Source organism: Streptomyces mutomycini, from assembly GCF_001700505.1.
Lineage (GTDB): Bacteria > Actinomycetota > Actinomycetes > Streptomycetales > Streptomycetaceae > Streptomyces > Streptomyces mutomycini.
In genome coordinates, this window is record NZ_MAPV01000030.1 from 1 (window position 1) to 19,827 (window position 19,827).

Below are 19,827 nucleotides of genomic sequence, written 5' to 3' on the forward strand. Positions count from 1 at the left end.
AAAAACATAGAGGCACCCCCCACTTCACAGCCCGGTGTCCGGCCCACCGCTACCCCAGGTGGGCCGGGCACCGGGCTCGGTCAGACCTTCTCCCGGTCCCTGAGATCCCCTGCGTCAGCGCACTCCGCGCGGGCGGTACTGGACGCTGATCCGTGGCCCCCGGGCGTGCGCGGTCTTCGGAACGGCGTGCTGCCAGGTGCGCTGGCACGATCCGCCCATGACGACCAGGTCGCCGTGGCCCATCGGCCGACGCACGGTGTCGCCGCCGCGGCACGGCCGCAGGAGCAGGTCACGCGGGGCACCGAGGGAGAGGATCGCCACCATGGTGTCCTGGTGCGAGCCGCGTCCGGTCAGGTCGCCGTGCCAGGCGACGCTGTCCCGCCCGTCCCGGTAGTAGCAGAGCCCGGCCGTGGTGAAGGGCTCGCCCAACTCGTCGCCGTAGTGGGAGGACAGTGCGTCGCGGGCATCGTCCAGAACGGTGTTCGGCAGCGCGTCCCCGGCACCGTAGAAGGCGAGGAGGCGGGGCACGTCGACCGTCCGGTCGTACATCTGGCGCCGCTCCGCCCGCCACGGCACCCCCTCCACGAGCTCGGCGAAGAGCTCGTCGGCACCACTCAGCCAGCCCGGCAGCAGGTCGATCCACGCTCCGTCACCGAGGACCGTCCTGTGCAGCCCGGCGAGACCGCCCAGGTGCGGGCGGTCGGCCTGGTCGAACAGCGAACCCTGGAGATGAGCGGACATGAGGACGAGTCTACCCGGAGATTAGAACAAACGTTCCCATCAAGGGGTGCGCCCCTGCTCCTCGGGATCGTCGCCGCCCAGCTCGGGCTCCAGGCCCTCGGTCACCTCGGTCCGGCCGATGCCCGCGTCGGCCCGCCACGCCTCGAAGGACCAGCCGGTCAGTGCCACCACGGCCAGCCCGAGCGTCCAGCCGCCGACCACGTCGCTGAACCAGTGGACGCCCAGCGCGACACGGGTGAATCCGACGCCCAGCACCGAGACGGCGGCCACGGCCCAGCACAGGGGACGGAGGCCACGGCGGACCACGGGCAGCAGGACGAGCAGCAGGATCGCGAACGAGGTCGTGGCCGCCATCGCGTGGCCGGATGGGAAGGAGAAGCCGGGGGCGTGCGCCACCGGGTCCGGGAGGTCCGGCCTCGCCCGCTCGACGACGGTCTTCACCAACAGCCCCGTCAGCCCTCCGGCCACCGCCGTGACGGCCGACCACGCGGCCAGGCGCCAGGCACGGCGGTACACCAGCCAAAGGGTGAGCACCGCGACCGCCGCACGCAGGGTCACGGGGTCCCACACCACGTCGGAGAGGAAGCGCAGGGTGCCTGTCCACGCCGGATGGTCGAGGGCGGCCCGGTTCAGCCGGAGGGCCGCGCCCGCGTCGAGGCGCCGCAGTGGATGCCATCCGCTCTCCACGAGGACGAGCAGCAGGCCGAAGAGAACGGAGGCGACAGCGGCCACGGCTGCCGAACCGAACAGCCTCATCCCGAATCTGCGGTCGGCGTCACGGCGGCTCCGTCGTCGGGCCCGGGCAGCGGGTCGGGCGGTCATTCAGGCTCCTGGGTCGGGTTGTACGGGATCGGGCAGCTTGGCCCGCACCGCCTCAAGCTGGGCGGCGAAGGCAAGTCCGAGGAAGAGTGCGATGGAGGTGAGATAGGCCCAGAGCAGGAGGGACATGAAGGCCGTGAGCGGTCCGTACACGGTGTCGAACGATCCGCTGATCTGCAGATAGAGGCTGAGCAGCCACGTCAGCGTGGTCCACAGCACCAGATAGACGGCGGCGCCGAAGGCCAGCCAGGTGTAGCCCGGCTGGCGGCGCCTCGGCGAGCGGCGGAAGATCGCGCTCGCCGAGAGGATCACGAGGAGGACGCCCACGGGCCAGCGCAGCAGGTCCCAGGCGGACCGGGCCCCGGCACCGAGCTCGTACACGTCGGTCACGGCCGCCACGAGGTCACCTCCGGCCACCATCGCGACGAAGCCGATACCCAGGGGGATGCCGGCGGTCAGCGACATCACCAGACCACGCAGGTACTTCCGGTGGAAGACCCGGTCGCGCTCGACCCCGTAGATGCGGTTGGCGCCGCGCTCGATCTGGCACATCGCGGTGGTGGTGTTGGTCAGGGAGAAGACCAGTCCGAACCAGAGCGCGAGCTGGACCCCGTCACCGGCCCTCTGCCGGCTGCGGTCCAGCGCGTCGGCGACCACCGCGGCACTCGGCCCCGCCGTGATCCGCTGGATGGTCAGTTCCGCGACCCTGCCCAGGTTCTCCGTGTGCAGGGCCGTGGACAGCCCGACGAAGGCGATGACCAGCGGGACCACGGCCAGCACGGTCTGCAGGGCCAGGGCACGGGAGTGGCTGAAGCCGTCGGCGTACCGGAAGCGGACGAAGGAGTCGCGCAGCAGCGGCCAGCGGCCGTAGCGCCGCAGGGTGGCCAGCGCCTCGTCGCCGGAGAGTTCGCTGCCGAGCATGTCGCGGGTCTGCGGAACCTTGGTGGCGGTACCCATCTCAGTCTCCTCGTACGGGCATGAGAACGGTCAGCGCGCCGGGCCTGACCTCGGCCGTGAGGCGCCGGCCGGGTTGCACGGTGTCGCCGTCCACTTCGCGCTGCTGCGGCTCGTCGAAGCGGACGTCCGCCCGGCTGAAGGTGAAGTACTCAACGGAGCGGGACCCACCCGCGCGGCCGCCCCCGCCCTCCGGACGGCGGCGCACCAGCGTGGTGATGGCGCCCAGCCAGCCCGCGGGTCCGCGCGGGTCGAGGATCATGAGGTCGAGCAGACCGTCGTCCGGCCGGGCGGCCGGGACCAGGGCGGCGCCTCCCTGCACCTTGCCGGTGTTGGCGAAGAGCACCATGCGGGCGGAGCGTCGCAGGGGCCGCGCTCCGTCGAGGCCGACCGTCAGACGCATCCGGGGCGCCCGCAGCTCCCTCAGACCGGCCATCACGTAGGCGGGCCAGCCGAGCAGGGCCTTGGCCCGGTCGCCGGTGCTCTCCAGCATCGCGGCGTCGAGCCCCGCGCCGGACATCACGGTGAAGTGCGCGGGCGCCATTCCGTCACCCTCCACGCGCCCGAGATCGATGCGGTGCGGGACCCCGCGCAGCGCGACCGCCAGCGCCTCCGCCGGTCGCACCGGCAGACCCAGGTTGCGGGCGAGGAGGTTGCCCGTCCCGCAGGGCACCACCGCGAGCGGTGTACCCGTGCCGGCGAGCGCCTCCGCGGCCGCGCGGATCGTGCCGTCACCGCCGCAGACCACGACGAGCGTCGCCCCCTCCCGCAGCGCTCGCGCCGTCTGTCCCTCGCCCGGGTCGTCGGCCGTGGTCGGCACGAACTCCGCTCCGTGGTGGCCGTGGTCCTCGAGTACCCGCCGCAGGCCGTCGCAGGTCGTCTCGTCGGTGACCGTGGGGTTGAAGACGACGGCGGTGCGGCCGGGTTCCGGACCGGCCCGCTCCCCGCGAACCGCCGTACCGGCGGGCGCCGCGCCCGGCACATGCGGTCCGGCCAGCAGGGCGCGGCCGACGATCAGCAGGGACAGCCCGCCGTTGAGCATGCCGCCCGCGATGTCCGTCGGATGGTGCATCCCGCGGTACGCCCTGGCGACACCCACCAGCAGGGGCAGCAGCAGGAGCAGGGCCGCCACGACTCTTCGCCACGGCCCCTTGGTCCGGTGCAGGACCAGGATCGCGAGGCCGGCGTACAAGGCGGTCGCCGCGCCGGTGTGGCCTGAGGTGTAGCTGGAGGTGGGAGGTGAGGCGTCGAGGCGTTCGACATCGGGCCGGGTCCGGTCCACCGCTTCGGTGACGACCAGGAAGACCAGGGACTGGAGTGAGACGGCGACGGCCAGGAAGAGGGCGTCACGCCATCGGGGCAGCTTCGGGGCCAGGAGCAGGACGAGGCAGGCCAGGAGGGTGCCGACGACGACCGTGAAGGTGTTCCCCGCCTCGGACACGACGAGGGAGACCGTGTCGAGCGTGCCCGTACGGGCCCGCTCCAGCGCGTCGGTGATCTCGTCCTCGGCCGCCAGTGGCCGGACCCGGGCCGCGGGCCCGGTGATCAGGAGTCCGAGCCCCACCATCAGGGCTGCCTGGCAGACCGCCGTCGAGACGATGACGCCCACGGCCCGGCCCATGCCCCCTGCGGCCTCCGGGGTGCCGCGCGGGCGCTCAGCACCGGATGCGGAGGGTGCGCGCCCTTCGGCCGGGGGCGGCATGGCGGCGACGTGCCCGCCGGGAAGGACTGTGCGTCTTTCCGGTATGTCGGTCGGCATGGCGTTCCCGTCGTTTCGGCCCCCGGGGGCTGCGAGTGGTGCCGGATCTCACCCCGGCGTTTCGCCGTCTTCCCTCATCGCGGCTCTCCAGACCTGCGATCCGGTATCACTGTCCCGCTTCCGCTCGACCGCGCTGCGGTGCCTCCCGGCGCCCGTCCCGGTCGCAGCGGCCGGGGATCGGTCATAAGCTGCCGGGGCCGACCGGGATGGGCCTGACCAGGACTTCCCCTCAGCCCGGCAGCCGCACCGCGCGTGCCCGCCAGGGCGAGCGTCCGTCGGGAAACCGCATCACTGGGACGCGCGCGTGTGGGCAGGAGAGTGTCGACGCCGCACGGCTCACGCAGGGGCCACGGCGGATACGGCACACCTCAAGGGAAGGAGCGGCACGATGACGGAAACAGGACGCGGTGACGACGTCTACCAGCCGGACGGGTCCGACGCGGACAACCGGCCGACGGACGACCTCGACCCGGAGAACGTGATCGACGAGCCCGACCTCGACGACATGATGGACACGGGGTACTCCCCGCCGGAGAAGCCGCTGGGCGTGTCGAAGTACGGCACGACCGGCGAGGAGCAGCGGGAGGGCGAGTCCCTCGACCGGCGCCTCGCGCAGGAGGTACCCGAGGCGGACCCGGTCCTGGGGGACCAGGCGGACGACGAGCCCGAGGACAACGGCCCCGAGGAGGACGACGCAGGGGACGAGCGTGCCGGACGCGTCGCCGCCGCCGACGAGGAGCCCGGGGCCCCGCGCAACAACAGGGTGCTGGGGCGGGACGTCGGCATCGACGGGGGCGCGGCCTCCGCCGAGGAGGCGGCGGTGCACATCCAGGACGACGACGGAGTCTAGGCGGACCTCCGGGCGGCTCGGCACGGACGGGGGCGTCCGGTCCTCGGTCTTCGCAGAGAGCCGAGCCGATGGCACGGACCGGCGGCCGGACGACCGGCGGACCGGACCGTGCGCATCAGGCGGACGCGGTTCCGTGCCGACGACTCGACGTCCCGCTGCCGGCTCGCCTCCCCCCGGTGCGCGGGTCAGCAAGCCAGGGACGGGTCTCCCCCGTACCGCGGACCCGCAGTTGCGCGAACGCCGCCGCCGTCGGGGCTTCGAACGCCTCCGTGCGGTCGGACCCTCGCCCGGCGCCCGGTCAGGAGTCAACTGGCTGTCAGGAAGCAACTGGCCTTGTGCGTCGGCCCCGGCGGCACGTCGTCACCCCACCGACTGGAGCACGTCGGCCTCGTAGTAGTAGACGCGGCGGCCGTTCGCGCGCCGCCGCCAGCTGTTCACCGACGCCAGCCGGTAGACGTTACTGGTGGACAGCCCCCACAGCTTGGAGACCTCCACGACGGTGAGCCACCGCTCGCCGCCCGAGGCGTTCTGACGGCTCACCCGCCGGTCCAGTTCGCGCCAGCGGTGCGCGGGCCAGGTGTGCTCGGGGGCGATGTCGCAGCGCAGTTCGCTCGGCAGGAGTTGTTCATGGGGCTGGATCACGGCGACCAGGGAGCCGCCGCACTGCGGCTCGACACACGAGCCGACCCTGAACTTGCGGGTGCGGCTCGGATAGGCGACCCGTTTCGCCGCGGCTGCCGCCTCGGTGATCTCGGCGACGACGTCGCCGGCTGCCGCGTGTGCGCAGAGCCACCGGGCATGACCGTGGAGAAAGGCCGCCATCGCGTCGACCGACCGGTCGGGGGCGGCGCAGTTCCGTTCGGCGGCGACCAGATCGGACCAGGCCAGCAGACATACCCGGAGGGAATCACGGGCGTCCACGGCACGGGAATTGAGCGAGATCCCCCGACCAAGCTGACGGGACACCTTCTCGCCCTTCTGGGGCGACACCGTCAGCATTTCCTCACACTGGCGGTAGAGCCGCGGCAGGGATTTCAGATTTTGCCTGAACTGATCGAAGCAGCTTCCGCACACACGCAGCCGGTCCTGGCCGGCCTGCCGCATCCGGGCGACGTCATTTTCACAACTGCGACATCGCTCGCCCTGCTGCATATCGTTCGACACATCGATTCCCGTCGTCACCATTGGAAATTTCCTGTACCGCATATCACCACTACATACTGCGGGTGGGCCCGAGAGGGTGATAAACCCTCAGGAACGCTCTACCACAGAAAACCCCCATGCCACCCGTCACCTAGGTCAGCGACTGCGATCAGAAGCTGCATGACAAATTGAACTCATGCGGTCCGCACCGATAACCAGGTACGCCCGGAAAGCAACCACCGGAACCCGTCTGACAGACATTCAGGACCGTTACCCGAAAAGAAAATTCGCCACCCCTCCCCCACGTCAGCCCATCCTCGCGGAATGGAACCTCCCTCTCCGATTATGACACGGGCATGAACATTATCAACCGAGTCATCGGTGACCTGAATCACGGGTGAATATTCCGAATCGGATCGACAGAACAGAAGTCACCGAGTGACGGTTCAGTCGACAGCATGAATGGGATGGCCATGAAGAAATTCGACCGTCCGTGGTTCTCCGTCACGCCGGCATGCCGCTGTCAGTGCCGCTCCGCCGCAACCGCGAGGGCGGTGACCACGAGCCCGTCCTCCACGAGCCACCGGCCCGAGAATCCGTCGGAGGGGACTGCGGGATCGGCCGCGAGCAGGCGGGCCGAGAAGGTCCCGTCGATGTCGATCGTGATGTCAGCCTGCTCGAAGCCCAGCCAACGGCGGGTGAGCGGGAACCACGCCTTGTAGACACACTCCTTCATGCTGAACAGGAGCCGGTCCCAGCAGACTTCGGGATCGATTCGCCCCATGTCCGCGATCCGCAGCTGCTCGGCCGGGAGTGCCATGATGGGCAGCACCCCTTGCGGCAGGGGCAGATGGGGCTCGGCATCGATCCCCAACGCCAGCACACCGGGCGCCCGGCCCACGGCGGCTCCTCGATATCCCTCGCAGTGCGTCATGCTGCCGACGATGCCCTCCGGCCACACGGGGCTGCCGCGCTCGCCCGGAAGGATGGCGACCGGACCGACACCCAGGTCCGCGAGCGCCCTTCGCGCACACCAGCGGACGGTGGCGAACTCTCGCCTTCGTCCTTCCACCGCACCGCTCACGACCTCCGGCTCCCCGCGCAGCAACGGGGCATGGGGTGGGTCGCCGTACGTCTCGGCGACGGCCACCGAAGGCGGCAACAGCTTTTCGATCATCAACGCTCCCCGTGCGGCAGGCCTTACGGCCCACCCGTCCCGAAGTCGCTTCTCTCGCGGGATTTCCGAAGTGGGAGCGACTTCATTGCCGACGGCGCGGATTCGGCCGAACCATCAGCGAACACCGGCCTTTTTTGATCACGCCCGGCCCGAGCCACGCTACGTCAGCCGACGGGCACCGGCAAGCGATTTGAAGGAGATTTGGACCTGCCCGCGAGGCACCCATTCCACGCACAACTCCGTACGCCGACTTACCCGACATCGAGGGCGAGTTGGACAGTACGCCCGACTCGCCGGGGGAACCTTTCGGAGTATGCGGCAGTTCGGGACATGAGATACCTTCCCCCGGTCGCGGCGGGGCGTACTGCCGTGCATACCGAATCAACATGAACCGAGCACTGCGACAAGAGAGCAGCCATGGCCACTGTTGGACAATCCGACGTGAATGTCTTCCCGCTCTGCCTGGGTGGCAGCGTCTTCGGCTGGACCGTCGACCAGGACACCTCGTTCGACATCCTCGACGCCTACGTGGAGGCCGGCGGCAATTTCATCGACACCGCCGACTCCTACTCCCAGTGGGCTCCCGGCAACAGCGGCGGCGAGTCCGAGACGGTCATCGGCCGCTGGCTCGCCACCCGTAAGGTCAGGGACCAGGTGGTCGTCGCCACCAAGGTGGGCCGCAGGGAGGGCCTTTCCGGACTCGGACGGAAGGTGATCCGTCAGGCGGTGGACGACTCGCTGCGCCGCCTCGGGACCGACCGGATCGACCTCTACTACACGCACGCCGACGATCCGGACACGCCCCTGGAAGAGACCATGGCGGCGCTGGACGCCCTGGTCGCGTCCGGGAAGGTGCGTCACATTGCCGCGTCGAACACCACCGCGGAACGGCTGTCGGAGGCACTCGCCGTCTCCGACAAGGCTGGTTCCGCACGCTACGTAGCGGTGCAGCCGCCGTACAACCTGGTCGAACGCGAGGGTTTCGAGAGTGCGCTGCTCTCCGTGTGCGTCCAGGAGGACCTTGCCTGCGTGCCCTACTTCGGTTTGGCGCAGGGGTTCCTGACGGGCAAGCACCGCCACGCGTCGTCCGCCGCCGGCAGCTCCCGGGAGGCGGCGGCCCGGCAGTACGCGCAGAGGCCGCACGCCCTGGCCCTGCTGGACGTCCTGGACCGCGTCGCGGCCGGCCATGCCGTCACCCCGGGGGCGGTGGCCCTGGCCTGGCTGGCCGCGCAGCCGACGGTGGCCGCGCCGGTCGCGAGCTGCAGGACGACCGCACAGCTCGCCGAGCTCCTTCCGGGAGCGTCGATGCGGCTGTCCGCCGCCGAACTGCGGGAGCTGGACCTTGCCTCCCGTACGGCCTCGTCCGAGCACACGGACTAGGGACGAGGACACGATGACCTACACGTATCCGCATACCGTCCTGATCGGCTTCGACTCCCTCAAGTCCTTCACCGGCGCGGCGCGCGCGGAGTACGAGGACTGCACTCCGGAGGAACCGCCTTCCTGCTTCGCCGTGTTGCTCGGGACCGTCGAGGACGGTGTGGCCCATGTCGTCGAGATCGAGTACGCCACCAATGCGCGGGCGAGTGACCCGATCGCGACGGAGGAATTCGCAGGCACCATAGCCTCTTGCTTCGGGGCCGCCTACCGGAACCCTCGCCGGGGGTTCTGGTGCAGTTCGAAGGACCTCTTACGCATACAACGACAGGGCGAGCGCCGGAGGCTCGACATCCTGGGCTCGATCCATATGCATCCCGACTGGCACCGCATGGGCCCGCCCGCCGAGCGGGGACTCAGAATCAGCGAACACCCGACTCCGATGGACCGGTACATGTTCGACAACAGCAGATATCCGGTGAACGTGATCTGCTACCTGGAATCCACCGGAGGAAAGCTGTCAGCGGCGCTCGCCGCGTGGGGGCCGCCTCCGGAGGAAAGTGCCGACGCTCCCTGTCCCCGGCTGACGCTGCGGTTCACGGCGGACTGAGTTGCCGGGACGGCGAATATCAGCAGAGCCAGGAATCGAGGCTCGACGGCCCGTCGCCGGGGTTCGCGGACGCATGCCGACCGACAGTGACACCGACTCAGGTTGCACCGGCACCACGCCATTCACCGTGATGAGAGCGAAAGTGCGTGGAGGACATGGAGTTACTGTGGGCACTCGCCCAACAGGCGTCTCTGTGGCACGCTGTTCTGGCCTACGAGCCGGACCGGAAACGAAAACGAGGACGCACATGCACGGCAATCCGCCCACGCGACCCTGGGTCAACCGACTGTCGAAGACGGATCCGCCGGGGGACATGAGACTGTTCTGTTTCCCCTATGCCGGCGGCGGTGCTTCCACATTCCGCGGATGGGCCGATCTGCTGCCGGACGAGATAGATGTCCACGCCATTCAGCCGCCGGGCCGCGAGGATCGGCTGTTCGAGGATCCGGTCGACACCCTCCAGGCGGCCCTGGACGCCGTCGTCCCGGCCCTGCTGGAATACTCCAAGGAGCCGTTCGCCCTGTTCGGGCACAGCCTTGGGGCGATCGTCTGCTGGGAGGCGGCCCGGGTCCTGCGCGAGGAACACGACGTGGAACCGGCCCATGTGTTCGTCTCGGGATGCCGTGCGCTGCCGGCCGTCCACGACGGCCGGCGGGACCTGCACACGCTTCCCGAAGATGAACTGATCCAGGAACTCCGGCGCATGAACGGAACACCGGAGGAGATTCTCCAGAACGCCGATTTCATGCAGATGCTACTGCCTGCGGTGCGTGCGGACTATGCAATGCTCTCGCGTTATTCCTTTCAACCGCAAAAGCCTCCGGGCGCACCGGTCACCGTGTTCGGCGGAACGAGCGACCCGGCCGTCGGAATGGACCATCTCCAGCAGTGGTCCGAGTTGGTCGAGGGCGATCTCGACGCAGTGGTCCTGCCCGGGGACCACTTCTTCCTGCATTCGTCACGGGAACCACTTCTCGCGGAAATAGCGAATCGTCTCGTCGGGCCAGGTCAGGCGTAGGGGCTGGAGTCCTCGCGCGGTTCGCTCTGACCTCTTCGGCCGTCGTCGATGTCTTTCATGGCGTCCTCGACGGCCTTCAGGGTCGGCTCGTGGACGATCATCTCGAAATGGTCGACGGGCACGTGGTACTGGCGGTAGTCGGCGAGCCCGAGGTCCGGCCAGTCGGTGACCGGGTGCGCGGTGCGCTCGATGTCCGACGGATCGTCCCGGTCGTCCGTCGAGAACAGGCGCACGGCGAAGTCGCCCGGAGCGGGCACGTAACCCGACACCGCCGCCCCCACGGAGCCGAAGACCCGCAGTCCGGCCTCGAATTCGGCGAAGTCGGCCTCGATGGGGTCGGGCCCCTGCGAGCTCACCGCCTTGAACACCGCTGCCGCGTCCGGTTCCTCGCCCTCGGGTAGGGCGATGCCCGCCTCCGCAGCGACGGACACGAGCTTCTCCCGGGCCGCGTCGCTCACGGACAGCGGCGGGCAGTAGAGCGAGGTGTTGAGCAGGAGGACTGACCGCACGTCCCAGCCCCGCAGACGGAGCCCGGCGGCCAGTTCGTAGGCGAGGATGCCTCCGACGCAGTATCCGGCCAGGTGCAGGCTGCGCGGCGCGTCCGCCTTCTCCAGGACGCCGATGAAATCGTCGACGATCTCCGCCGTCGTGCCGCATGGTTCGCCCTCGGCGGGGTCGAGACCCCGAGCCTGGAGGCCGAGCACGGGACGGTCGATCGGATCGCCGCCGAAGCGGTGGAGGCCGATGACGCCGCCGCTCGCGGCCGGCACCAGCAGGAGGGGGGTTCCGGTGCCCGAAGGGTTGAGGGTCAGCAGCCGGCCGCCGGACCCGGGGGTGTCGTTCCTGATCCGGGCGCTGAGAGCACCGAACGTGGATGCCTCGAACAGCGTCTTCAGGGGAATCCGGGTACCGAGGGCGCTTCGCAGTGCGGAGACCAGCTTCGCGGCGTGCAGGGAGGAACCGCCGGAGCCGAAGAAGTCGGTGTCCAGGGACACGGGTGGCCGGCCCAGCACCCGTGACCACTGAGCAGCGACGACGGCCTCGGTGGCGTCCCGTTCTACGAAGTGCGACTGCACGGTTCTTCCTCCCCAAGAGCCTCTTCGGCCGCGGGGGCCGAGAGGAGTTCCGCCACCAGAGGGGTCACCGCCGGTGTCCCGAACAGGTCCCGCACGTTCAGCTCGGTGCGGTGCACCGAGCACGCGTCGGCCTCCGCCCACTCGGAGTCCGTGCTGAGGACGACCCGGCCCAGTTTCGGCTGGGCGCTGCGCTCGGCCGCGGCGGACAACGTGAAGCCGAGCCAGGCCCGCTGCCCCTCCGTCAGCTCGGCAGCGATCTCGTCGTCCAGGTCGGGCGCCGCCCTGGTGACGAGGGAACGGAGGAAGGAACTCGCCAGTCGCAGCGCCTCGGACGCCGGGAGGCCGGTGATGTCGGGCACCTCCGAAGGCGCCAGCGTGTCGTCCATGCCCAGGGCGAGGTCCAGCAGCAGTTCCTGGGGCGTGCCGGGGCCGGGGACCGCCGGGTCGAAGACGATGAGAGCGATGCCGGAACCGGGCAGTTCGTCGACGAGCAGCGTCGCCAGCTCGGCGGCGGAGCAGTAGGCGAAGACGGCCCGCGGTGACCCGGCCGCCGAGATCTCCGCAGCCCAGTGCCGGGCCTGTGCCGCCAGATCGGGTACCTGCTCGGCGAGTTGGGGGTACCGCAGCGGATCGATCCTGAGGCGGTTCTCGTACAGTTCCGGCGGGAGGACGGGGTCGAAGCTGCGCGGCGGTATCTCGTTGCCGAACTCGATGACGACGACCGGCCTGGCGTCGATGGTGGTCGTGCTGCCTGACATCCGGTCAGCCTCCGTTCTTCGGCGCCGCGTCAACCTCGGCCGCCAGGTCCCCCAGGACCGGGTGGTCGAAGACGGCCTTCAGGCCGACCTTGACGCCGAACCGGTCACGCACCTTGCCGATCATGCGTGCCGCGAGCAGCGAATGTCCGCCGACGTCGAAGAAGTTGTCGCGCGGGCCGGGAACGATCCCGGTCAGATCAGTCCAGATCTCAGCGATGCCCTCCTCGACGGAGCCGGGCCGGAAGGCCGCCTCGGACTGCGGGGCCTGCTCGGCCGGCACGTCGAGCAGGGCGTTTCGGTCGATCTTGCCGTTCGGGGTCAGCGGCATGGCGTCCAACCGCTGGACGCGGGAGGGGACCATGTACCGGGGCAGCCGCGCCGCCAGCGCCTCCTGCAGTGCCTCCACGGTGGCCTCACCGGTGTAGAAGGCGGCCAGCGAGCCGCCCGAGCCGTCGTCGCTGAGCACGACGGCGGACTGGCTGACCTCCGCCACCACCAGCATGGCGTGCTCGATCTCGGCCGGTTCGACCCGGTTGCCGCGAACGCTCAGCTGGGTGTCGCGCCGTTCGACGAACTCGAGGTCGCCGGACTCGGTCCAGCGGCAGACGTCGCCCGATGCGTACCACCGGTCGGCCGTGCCACCGGTGGCCTCGCCGCGGCTTTCGGGGCCGTCCTCGGGCTCGGGGGCCGCCGTTGCGAACTTCTCCTCGGTGAGGGCCGGGTCGTTGCGGTATCCGGACGCCAGAACCGCTCCTCCGATGAGAAGTTCACCGGTCGCGCCGGGCCCGGTCACGTCGAGCCCCCGGGGGTCGACCAGACGGACGCGCGCACCCGTGATGGGTGTGCCGATGACAGGGGGCCGGTCGGGGTCGCCGGTGCCGCGCAGGTCCTGGCTGGCGGTCGTGACGACGGTGGCCTCGGTCGGGCCGTAGTGGTTGTGGACCGCGGCGGGGAACGAGCCGCTCGGCCGCACCCGCAGCCGGTCGCCCCCTGTGAGCAGGACCCTCAGGGACTGCGGAGGCGTGTCCGCGCCGATCAGCTCCTCGGCGAGCGGGGTGCTCAGGAAGCACTGCTCGATCGCGTTCTCCTGGAGGAAGTCCGCGATGGCCACGACGTCGCCGCCCAGGGGCTCGGCGGGGAGGACGAGGGTCGCGCCGTTGGCGAGCGCCGCCCAGGTCTCCCAGACCGAGGCGTCGAACCCCAGACCCGCGAAGGCGGCCACGCGCGTGCCGGGCCCCGTCCCGTAGGTCTCGCGGTGCCAGTCCAGCAGGTTCGACAGGCTGGCGTGAGCGACCTCCACACCCTTCGGCGTCCCGGTGGAGCCGGAGGTGTAGATGACGTAGGCGAGCGCCGGCCGGACCGGCTGCGGCTCCCTGGCAGGACCGGAGGGAGCGCCCGTCGACACGGGCACCGTCCTCGGTATCCGGTGCCGCAGGTCGGGCTGCGCCAGCGCGGCGAGCGGCTGTGCGTCGTCGAGGACCGACTCGATGCGCCCGTCCGGCAGCGCGGGGTCCAGCGGCAGGTAGGCGGCTCCTGCGCGCCATGCCGCCAGCTGGGCGACCACGCCGGGTACGCCCCGCTCGAAGAGGACGCCGAGCAGGCAGTCGGGCTCGAACCCCTCGGTCTCCTGGAGACGCGCAGCCACGGTGCCGGCCTCGTCCCACAGCCGGCGGTACGTCAGCACGTCCTTGCCGCACTCGATCGCCACGGAGTCGGGGTTCTCCTCGACGAAGCGCCGCAGCAGGCGCACGGCCGTCCGTTCCTCTGGAATGTCCTGCATGGGGAGGTGGGATCCCTTCGAATGGTGGCTGTTCACGGGCGCGTGGAGGCCGGCAGTTCGCCGGAGAGCAGCAGTTCCTCGTAGACGCGGGCAAGGCTCTGCCCGGTCTCGGACATGACACGGTCCGCCTGGAAGCTGATGTCGACGCGCAGCCCGCCGTCGGCCGTCGGCCAGACCTCGCAGACGATCTCGTGCATGGCTGTAGGCGGCTCCATCGGCAGACGCCGCACCGCACACCCGGTGAGCGCGAGCTCCGTCGGTACGGAGTTCTGCATGGCGAACATCGTCTGGTACAGCGGATTGCGGCCGGTCCGGGGCGGCCGGACCGCCTGGACCACCTCGGCGAAGGCCACGTCCTGGCGGGCGAAGGCGTCCTCGACGACGGGCCGTGCCACCTTCGCCAGGTCCGCGAGTGCCGGCGCGCCCTCCCTTCCGGCCAGCCGCAGGCACACGACGTCCACCAGGCAGGACACGGCTGCCATCGAGCCGGGTCCGGAACGGCGCACCAGGGGTACGCCGATGCCGAAGTCGTCCTGTCCGGTCACCTCGGCGAGTGCGGCCGCGTATCCGGCCACGAGGGGCAGGAACAGGGTCGAGCCAAGGTGTCCGGCCTCGGCGCGGAGGCGGTCGGCGGCATCGGCACCGAGGGTGAACCCGACGTGCGTGACCGGCCGCGCCTGATCCGGCCCGGGTGCGGGCACGGTGAGTTCCGGCAGGCCCTCGAGGTGCTCCGTCCAGTACGCCAGCTGAGCGGCGTCCTCTTCGGGCTCGCCGAACCGTGCGGCCTCGTCGGCGAGCTGGCGCAGGGTCGGCGCAGGGTGCTCGAAGTGCGGCTCGGTGCCGCGGCTGCGTGCGTCGTAGGCGTGAGTCAGCTCCGCGACGAGGAGATCCTGCGACCACCCGTCGAAGGCGATGTGGTGGACGGTGACGCCCAGCAGCGAGGTGGCGTCGTCGACCGGGACGTGCACGCAACGCCAGACCCGCGCGTCCTCGACGGGCAGGGGCCGGTTCAGCGCCTCCTCCAGCCGCGCGGCGCCCGGCCCGTCGCCGGCGGCGAGCGTCTCGACGCGGACCGGGTGGACGGTGTCCGGTGCGACGGCCACCGGCTCGGGGTCGAGGAGGTAGGCCGTCCTGAGGGCCTCGTGGCGCTGCTGCAGGTCGTTGAGGGCCTGCTCCAGGGCGGCGGTGTCCAGCGGGCCGGTGACCTCCCACAGCAGGTGGCAGAGAGCCGCGGAGTCGCTCGGGTCCAGCTCGTGCAGCAGGCCGAAGTGGGCCTGGATGCCGTCGAGCAGGACCCGGTCGGTGCGGCCCGCCGGCGGAGCCGGTCTCCAGGAGGCGCACCAGGCCGTTGGCCGTGGAGTCGCGCAGGAAACCTGAGACGGGCACGGGGACGCCCGTACGGTCCGAGAGGCGTGCGCAGAGCCGGATGGCGTCCAGGGACGTGCCTCCCAGCACCGCGAACGGCACGTCGGGCGCCGCCTCGGTTCCCAGGAGTGTGCGGAGCTCCTCCAGGACGACCGCGGTCCACCGGCTTTCGGGCGGTTCGGTCCCGTCGGGAGCGGCCGTCCTGTCCGGTGCGTCGGCGGGTGCCGGGCGGGACGTCGACAGCAGCCGCGCGGTGTCCGTCTTCCCGGTGGCGGACAGCGGGATGGCATCGACCCGCCGCAGGTCGTCGGGGACGCTGTGGGGCGGCAGCCCGGCCACGAGGTGGTCGCGCACGGCCGCCGGTGCCGCGGTCTCCCCGTCTGCTCCCGGCTCCGCGACGTAGAAGAGCACCATGGCGGTGTAGGAGCCGTCCGGGCCCGCCACCGGCACCGCGACCGCCTGTTGGACCTGCGGCAGGGAGAGACAGACGTTCTCGATCTCCAGCGGCTCGATGCGCCGCCCTCGGATCTTCACCTGCCGGTCGGCCCGTCCGATGTAGTGGAGCAGTCCGTCGGGGTCGGCGAACCCCAGGTCCCCGGTGCGGTAGAGGCGGACGAGATCTCCGTCGACGGCGGTGTCCACGAAGCGTTCGGCGGTGTCCTGCGGCATGCCCAGGTACTCGAGGGCGAGCCCGTCCCCGCCGATGCAGATCTCTCCGGTCTCCCCCGGCGGGCACGTGCGGCCGTCCCGCAGCACGTGGACGGTCGTGTGCGGCACGGGCCTGCCGATGGGGATGCCGTGCGTGCGTTCCGTGTCCTGCGGCACCACGTCGTGCGTGGTGGTGAACACGCATGACTCGACGGGTCCGTAACCGTTGGTCAGCCGCACCGTCGGGTGGGCGTCCAGGAAGCGGCGCACATGGTGCGGCGACAGCCTCTCCCCGCCTGTCAGCACGTGCCGCAGCCCGAGGAAGCAGGAGGGGTCCTCGTCCACGAAGGCGTTGAAGAGGGACGTGGTCAGCCAGGCGGTGTCGACGCCCCGGTCGCGTACGAGCGCGGCGAGCCCGGAGGGAAGCAGGTACTCGTCCTCCACCAGGGCGACCGTGCCACCGCAGGCGAGAGGCCCCCACAGCTCGAGGCTCGCGACGTCCCAGGGCAGGGCGACCGACGCGAGCATGACATGCCCGGGACCGAGGTCTGCGAATCCGCCTGGCTGGAAGAGCCTGGTGGTCGCCCGGTGCGGGGTGACCACTCCCTTGGGGACGCCGGTGCTGCCCGAGGTGAAGAAGACGGTGGCCTCGCCGGCACCGTCGCAGGCCGCGGCGGGGGCACGGCGCCCGCGTCGGGCCGCCTCGCCGACGGGATGGTCCGACGCGGACCAGACGGGCACCGGGAGGTTCCGGGGTTCCTCCACCACCGCGAGCGGCGGTCCGAGCCGCCGGAGGATGGAAGTCAGCCGTTCCTCGGGCCAGCGCGGGTCCAGAGCGGCGTAGGCGGCGCCGCACTTGAGGACGGCGAGCACGACGGCCACGTACTGGGGTGTGCGGCCCATCAGTACGGGCACCCGGTGGCCCTCGCTGACGCCCAGGGCGCGCAGTTCGGCGGCGTAGTCGTCGCTCGCCGCGTCCAGTTCCCCGTACGTGAGCCGGGTGTCGCCCTGTACGACGGCGACGGCGCCGGGGTTCGCGCGGGCCTGGTGGACGACGGCCTCGTGGATGAGCTGGCCGTGGACGTAGGAGCTGGTTCCGGCGTCACGCGCCATTGCGGGTTCCCCCTCTGACCTTGAGGTGTTCCAGGACGGTGAGGCCGTAGTGCGAGCGCGTCACGGGCGCCGCGGCCTCCTCGACGACGTCCCAGCGGGCGCCGAGCCTCCGCAGGACGACCTCGGTCTCCAGCCGTGCCAGACCGGCTCCCAGGCAGTAGTGCGCGCCGAACCCGAACGTGAGGTGCCGTCTGATCTCCCGGCCGGGCGTGAGGTGGTCGGGGTCGTCGAAGACGGCCGGGCTGCGGTTGGCCGCCCCCAGCATGATCAGCACGAGGTCGCCGGCCGCTATGCGGTGCCCGGCGACGTCGACGGGCGCGGTCGCGAAGCGTGCGACCTGCTGCACGGAGGTGTCGAAGCGCAGGAGCTCCTCCACGGCGGCGTCCGGCCCGGCCTTCACCACGTCCTCCCAGGCCCCGGCGTGCAGCGCGGCCCGTACGGCCTTGCCGATGAAGGTCGAAGTCGTCTCGAACCCGGCGTAGATGAGCAGGCTCGCGGTGGCCCACACGTCCTGCAGTCCGATCTCACCGCGCCTGTGCGCCTCCCCCAGCAGCCACAGGCCCGAGCCCTCGGGAACCTCGCCCCGCAGCGCGTCGTCGACGGCCGCGGTGACCTCGTGCAGTGCCCGGTACCCCCGGGTGACCACCTCGGGGAGGTAGTCCGCGACGAGCAGCGCCGCGATGTCGGGCGCCCACACGGCGAGGCGGGGCGCCACGTCGTCGGGCAGCCCGAGTATGTGGCAGATGACCCGGCTCGACAGTGGAACGGCGAGGTCCTCCATGACGTCGAGCACGTCACGCTCGGGCGCGAGGAGTTCGTCCACGAGCTTCTCCACCACGGGCCGTGCCGCTGCCAGGCGTTCGGCCGAGAACAGCGGAGCGACGATCTTCCGGGCTCCGGCGTGCGCGGGGTCGTCGTTGAACATGAACCACTTGCGCACCAGTTCGGAGGTGCGGCTCCCGTCACCGCTCTCGCTCCCGCTCTCCGCGGGGGTGTGCAGCCTGGTCCTGCCGTGCTCGGGCCAGGCCGCAGAGAGGGACGGATGGCGCAGGAGTTCGGTCACCTCGCGGAATCCGGTGACCAGCCACACGCCGAGGTCCTCGTCCCAGCGGACGGGCTCGTCGTCCGACAGGTGGAGATAGTCCATGCACGGGTCCGCCTGTGCGCGGCCGGGCACGTGGTACGGGCATCGGCCCGTACGGGGGGCGGCGTCATGGGCCGTCTGCCGTGCGTCACTCATGGGCGCTTCCGTCCTCCTCGCGCGGCGGGGGGCCGGCCTTCCGCAGCGGCACGAGGTCGACGTCGGCCACGGTGCCGGGCTCGCCGTCGGCGAGGCTCACCAGCGCGGCCTCGACGGAGGCGAGGCAGCGGCCGGTCGCCTCGGCGCCGAGGTAGTCCTCGCTCGCCGTCAGGGACAGGTGCAGGCCCGAGCCCGTGGCGACCCTGAGGTTGAAGCGCGGCCCGCCCTGCCAGGCGTCGGCGAACCACTCGACACCTTCGTGTGCCGGTGAGCCCTCGTCCGGGGGCAGGGCGATCTCCCCGAGGTAGTTGAAGTAGCAGTCGAACTGCAGGGGGTCGGGGTTGGAGCTGCCGGCCTCCACGAGCCGGGCGCGGAGTTCGTCGATGCTGTAGGAGCCGTAGAGCAGGCGCTCCAGGCTGCTCATGTAGAGCGTGCGGAGGAACACCGAGGGGGCGGCGTCCCGGTCGGCGACGACGGTCACCGGGGCGAGCTGGTTCATGCTGCTGAGCACGGCCTGCCAGCGCTTGTCCATGCGGTTGCCCGCGAGGAGCCCGAACGTGGCCCGGTCGCGGCCCTTCAGGTCGAAGAGGGCGAGGGAGGCCGCGCCGAAGATCACGGACTGGACGGAGACGCCGAGGCGCTCGGAGACCGCGAGGGCGGCGCTCTGGGCGCGCTCGGAGTACAGCACGGCCCGGTACCTCCGGCTCGTGTCGCCGCCCTGCCGGTCCTCGTCGACGAACCCCCGCCACTCGTCGAGCCAGAACCCGATCGTCCGCCGGCGCTGCTGCTCGTCCCCGTGCTGGTCCAGCGCGAGGTCGACGGGCTGCGGCGGGTCGGGAGCGAGGGTGCCCCCGGACACGAGCGTCCGGAACTCGTCCTCCAGCAGCGTGCAGGCGGCGCTGTCGACGGCCAGGTGGTGGATTACGCACACCAGGTGGGTGGCTGCGCCCCGGTGGACTCCGACGGCGACGCGCCAGGAGTGGTCCACGTCGAAGTGGATCTCCTGTTCCGCCCACTCCTCGGCGACGGTCAGGGCCGCTTCACGGGTGGGGGCGGACAGCTCGGCCGTGTCGAGTTCCAGACCCAGGAAGGGCTGGACCGTCTGGGTGGGCTCGGCCGCCCGCCGGTCGTAGACGGTCCGCAGCGCCTCGTGCCGCTCGACCAGCCGCGCCCAGGCCGCGGTGACCTCGTCCACGCTCGTACCGGAGGGGACGTCGAGGACGAGGGGGAGATTGCCGTCGCTCTGCTCGTCGGGCCCCGACAGGTCGAGGTCGCGCAGCACCGACAGCTGGCCGAAGGTCAGCGGCGCGGTCTTCACCTGACTCAACTCTTTTCCTCCATAGGCTCGTTGATGTCCCGGAATGCCGGCGGCGCCACTCGGCCGTCCCGTTCGGGCCGC

General features: G+C 70.9%; 16 protein-coding genes and 1 pseudogene. 4 read left to right on the top strand and 13 right to left on the bottom strand.

Annotated features, from left to right (window positions below):
* Positions 1-114: 114 nt before the first annotated feature.
* From BFF76_RS04325 to BFF76_RS04340, 4 genes are read right to left on the bottom strand one after another with little or no spacing between them, the layout of a single operon-like run.
* The gene (locus BFF76_RS04325) at positions 115-741 is read right to left on the bottom strand and encodes an alpha-ketoglutarate-dependent dioxygenase AlkB (protein WP_065847245.1); all 627 of its coding nucleotides are present in this window, start codon (positions 739-741) and stop codon (positions 115-117) included.
* A 39-nt stretch (positions 742-780) separates the two neighbouring features.
* Positions 781-1,563 (bottom strand): phosphatase PAP2 family protein, encoded by a 783-nt coding sequence (locus tag BFF76_RS04330; protein WP_065847247.1) that lies wholly within the window; start codon positions 1,561-1,563, stop codon positions 781-783.
* A complete protein-coding gene (locus BFF76_RS04335; RefSeq protein WP_065847249.1) occupies positions 1,564-2,517 on the bottom strand; it encodes a YihY/virulence factor BrkB family protein in 954 nt (317 codons plus the stop codon).
* Position 2,518: 1 nt separating this feature from the next.
* A complete protein-coding gene (locus tag BFF76_RS04340; RefSeq protein ID WP_065847251.1) occupies positions 2,519-4,273 on the bottom strand; it encodes a bifunctional phosphatase PAP2/diacylglycerol kinase family protein in 1,755 nt (584 codons plus the stop codon).
* A gap of 388 nt (positions 4,274-4,661) precedes the next feature.
* Between BFF76_RS04340 and BFF76_RS04345 the strand changes: the two genes are divergently transcribed.
* A complete protein-coding gene (locus BFF76_RS04345) occupies positions 4,662-5,123 on the top strand; it encodes a DUF5709 domain-containing protein (RefSeq protein ID WP_031094980.1) in 462 nt (153 codons plus the stop codon).
* A 360-nt stretch (positions 5,124-5,483) separates the two neighbouring features.
* Here BFF76_RS04345 and BFF76_RS04350 read toward each other — a convergent pair whose 3' ends face one another.
* On the bottom strand, positions 5,484-6,308 hold the full coding sequence (locus BFF76_RS04350; RefSeq protein ID WP_141695566.1) for a hypothetical protein: 825 nt from the start codon (positions 6,306-6,308) through the stop codon (positions 5,484-5,486).
* Positions 6,309-6,789: 481 nt separating this feature from the next.
* Positions 6,790-7,443, bottom strand: a complete 654-nt coding sequence (locus tag BFF76_RS04355; RefSeq protein WP_065847253.1) for a 4'-phosphopantetheinyl transferase family protein — start codon at positions 7,441-7,443, stop codon at positions 6,790-6,792.
* A 417-nt stretch (positions 7,444-7,860) separates the two neighbouring features.
* On the opposite strand from BFF76_RS04355, the gene BFF76_RS04360 reads away from it, so the two are divergent.
* The 3 genes from BFF76_RS04360 to BFF76_RS04370 all read left to right on the top strand — a co-directional run bounded on the left by BFF76_RS04360 (position 7,861) and on the right by BFF76_RS04370 (position 10,448).
* On the top strand, positions 7,861-8,823 hold the full coding sequence (locus tag BFF76_RS04360; protein ID WP_065847255.1) for an aldo/keto reductase: 963 nt from the start codon (positions 7,861-7,863) through the stop codon (positions 8,821-8,823).
* Positions 8,824-8,836: 13 nt separating this feature from the next.
* Positions 8,837-9,430 carry a hypothetical protein gene (locus BFF76_RS04365; RefSeq protein ID WP_031100258.1) on the top strand — a complete coding sequence of 198 codons (594 nt, stop codon included), beginning with the start codon at positions 8,837-8,839 and terminating at the stop codon, positions 9,428-9,430.
* Between the two features lie 313 nt (positions 9,431-9,743).
* The gene (locus BFF76_RS04370; protein WP_167359467.1) at positions 9,744-10,448 is read left to right on the top strand and encodes a thioesterase II family protein; all 705 of its coding nucleotides are present in this window, start codon (positions 9,744-9,746) and stop codon (positions 10,446-10,448) included.
* Here BFF76_RS04370 and BFF76_RS04375 read toward each other — a convergent pair.
* The 7 genes and pseudogenes from BFF76_RS04375 to BFF76_RS04415 form a co-directional block, all read right to left on the bottom strand.
* Positions 10,439-11,524: a thioesterase domain-containing protein gene (locus BFF76_RS04375; RefSeq protein ID WP_053929700.1), complete on the bottom strand. Its 1,086-nt coding sequence runs from the start codon at positions 11,522-11,524 to the stop codon at positions 10,439-10,441. The two genes, BFF76_RS04370 and BFF76_RS04375, sit on opposite strands and share 10 nt — an antisense overlap.
* Entirely contained in the window at positions 11,506-12,282 is a 777-nt protein-coding gene (locus tag BFF76_RS32635) for a hypothetical protein (protein WP_065847257.1), read from the bottom strand. Before BFF76_RS32635 ends, BFF76_RS04375 begins: the two co-directional genes overlap by 19 nt.
* Before the next feature lie 4 nt (positions 12,283-12,286).
* A complete protein-coding gene (locus tag BFF76_RS33490) occupies positions 12,287-14,062 on the bottom strand; it encodes a non-ribosomal peptide synthetase (protein ID WP_053929702.1) in 1,776 nt (591 codons plus the stop codon).
* Positions 14,063-14,094: 32 nt separating this feature from the next.
* Complete coding sequence (locus BFF76_RS33495; RefSeq protein WP_244167215.1) at positions 14,095-15,354, bottom strand: condensation domain-containing protein; 1,260 nt, start codon at positions 15,352-15,354, stop codon at positions 14,095-14,097.
* 97 nt (positions 15,355-15,451) lie between these two features.
* Positions 15,452-17,188: pseudogene (locus BFF76_RS34635) on the bottom strand (non-ribosomal peptide synthetase); the annotation flags it as partial.
* Positions 17,178-18,428, bottom strand: coding sequence for a cytochrome P450 (locus tag BFF76_RS04410; RefSeq protein WP_078958857.1), 1,251 nt, complete (start codon positions 18,426-18,428; stop codon positions 17,178-17,180). The gene BFF76_RS04410 and the pseudogene BFF76_RS34635, both read right to left, overlap by 11 nt.
* Positions 18,421-19,746 carry a condensation domain-containing protein gene (locus BFF76_RS04415; RefSeq protein WP_031100286.1) on the bottom strand — a complete coding sequence of 442 codons (1,326 nt, stop codon included), beginning with the start codon at positions 19,744-19,746 and terminating at the stop codon, positions 18,421-18,423. The genes BFF76_RS04410 and BFF76_RS04415 overlap by 8 nt, the downstream gene beginning before the upstream one ends.
* Positions 19,747-19,827 lie beyond the last annotated feature (81 nt).

Excerpts from the sequence above, each read along its gene's own strand:
- BFF76_RS04325 (WP_065847245.1), bottom strand. The coding sequence starts at position 741 with ATGTCCGCTCATCTCCAGGGTTCGCTGTTCGACCAGGCCGACCGCCCG.
- BFF76_RS04330 (WP_065847247.1), bottom strand. The coding sequence starts at position 1,563 with ATGACCGCCCGACCCGCTGCCCGGGCCCGACGACGGAGCCGCCGTGAC.
- BFF76_RS04335 (WP_065847249.1), bottom strand. The coding sequence starts at position 2,517 with ATGGGTACCGCCACCAAGGTTCCGCAGACCCGCGACATGCTCGGCAGC.
- BFF76_RS04340 (WP_065847251.1), bottom strand. The coding sequence starts at position 4,273 with ATGCCGACCGACATACCGGAAAGACGCACAGTCCTTCCCGGCGGGCAC.
- BFF76_RS04345 (WP_031094980.1), top strand. The coding sequence starts at position 4,662 with ATGACGGAAACAGGACGCGGTGACGACGTCTACCAGCCGGACGGGTCC.
- BFF76_RS04350 (WP_141695566.1), bottom strand. The coding sequence starts at position 6,308 with ATGGTGACGACGGGAATCGATGTGTCGAACGATATGCAGCAGGGCGAG.
- BFF76_RS04355 (WP_065847253.1), bottom strand. The coding sequence starts at position 7,443 with ATGATCGAAAAGCTGTTGCCGCCTTCGGTGGCCGTCGCCGAGACGTAC.
- BFF76_RS04360 (WP_065847255.1), top strand. The coding sequence starts at position 7,861 with ATGGCCACTGTTGGACAATCCGACGTGAATGTCTTCCCGCTCTGCCTG.
- BFF76_RS04365 (WP_031100258.1), top strand. The coding sequence starts at position 8,837 with ATGACCTACACGTATCCGCATACCGTCCTGATCGGCTTCGACTCCCTC.
- BFF76_RS04370 (WP_167359467.1), top strand. The coding sequence starts at position 9,744 with ATGAGACTGTTCTGTTTCCCCTATGCCGGCGGCGGTGCTTCCACATTC.
- BFF76_RS32635 (WP_065847257.1), bottom strand. The coding sequence starts at position 12,282 with ATGTCAGGCAGCACGACCACCATCGACGCCAGGCCGGTCGTCGTCATC.
- BFF76_RS33490 (WP_053929702.1), bottom strand. The coding sequence starts at position 14,062 with ATGCAGGACATTCCAGAGGAACGGACGGCCGTGCGCCTGCTGCGGCGC.
- BFF76_RS04410 (WP_078958857.1), bottom strand. The coding sequence starts at position 18,428 with ATGAGTGACGCACGGCAGACGGCCCATGACGCCGCCCCCCGTACGGGC.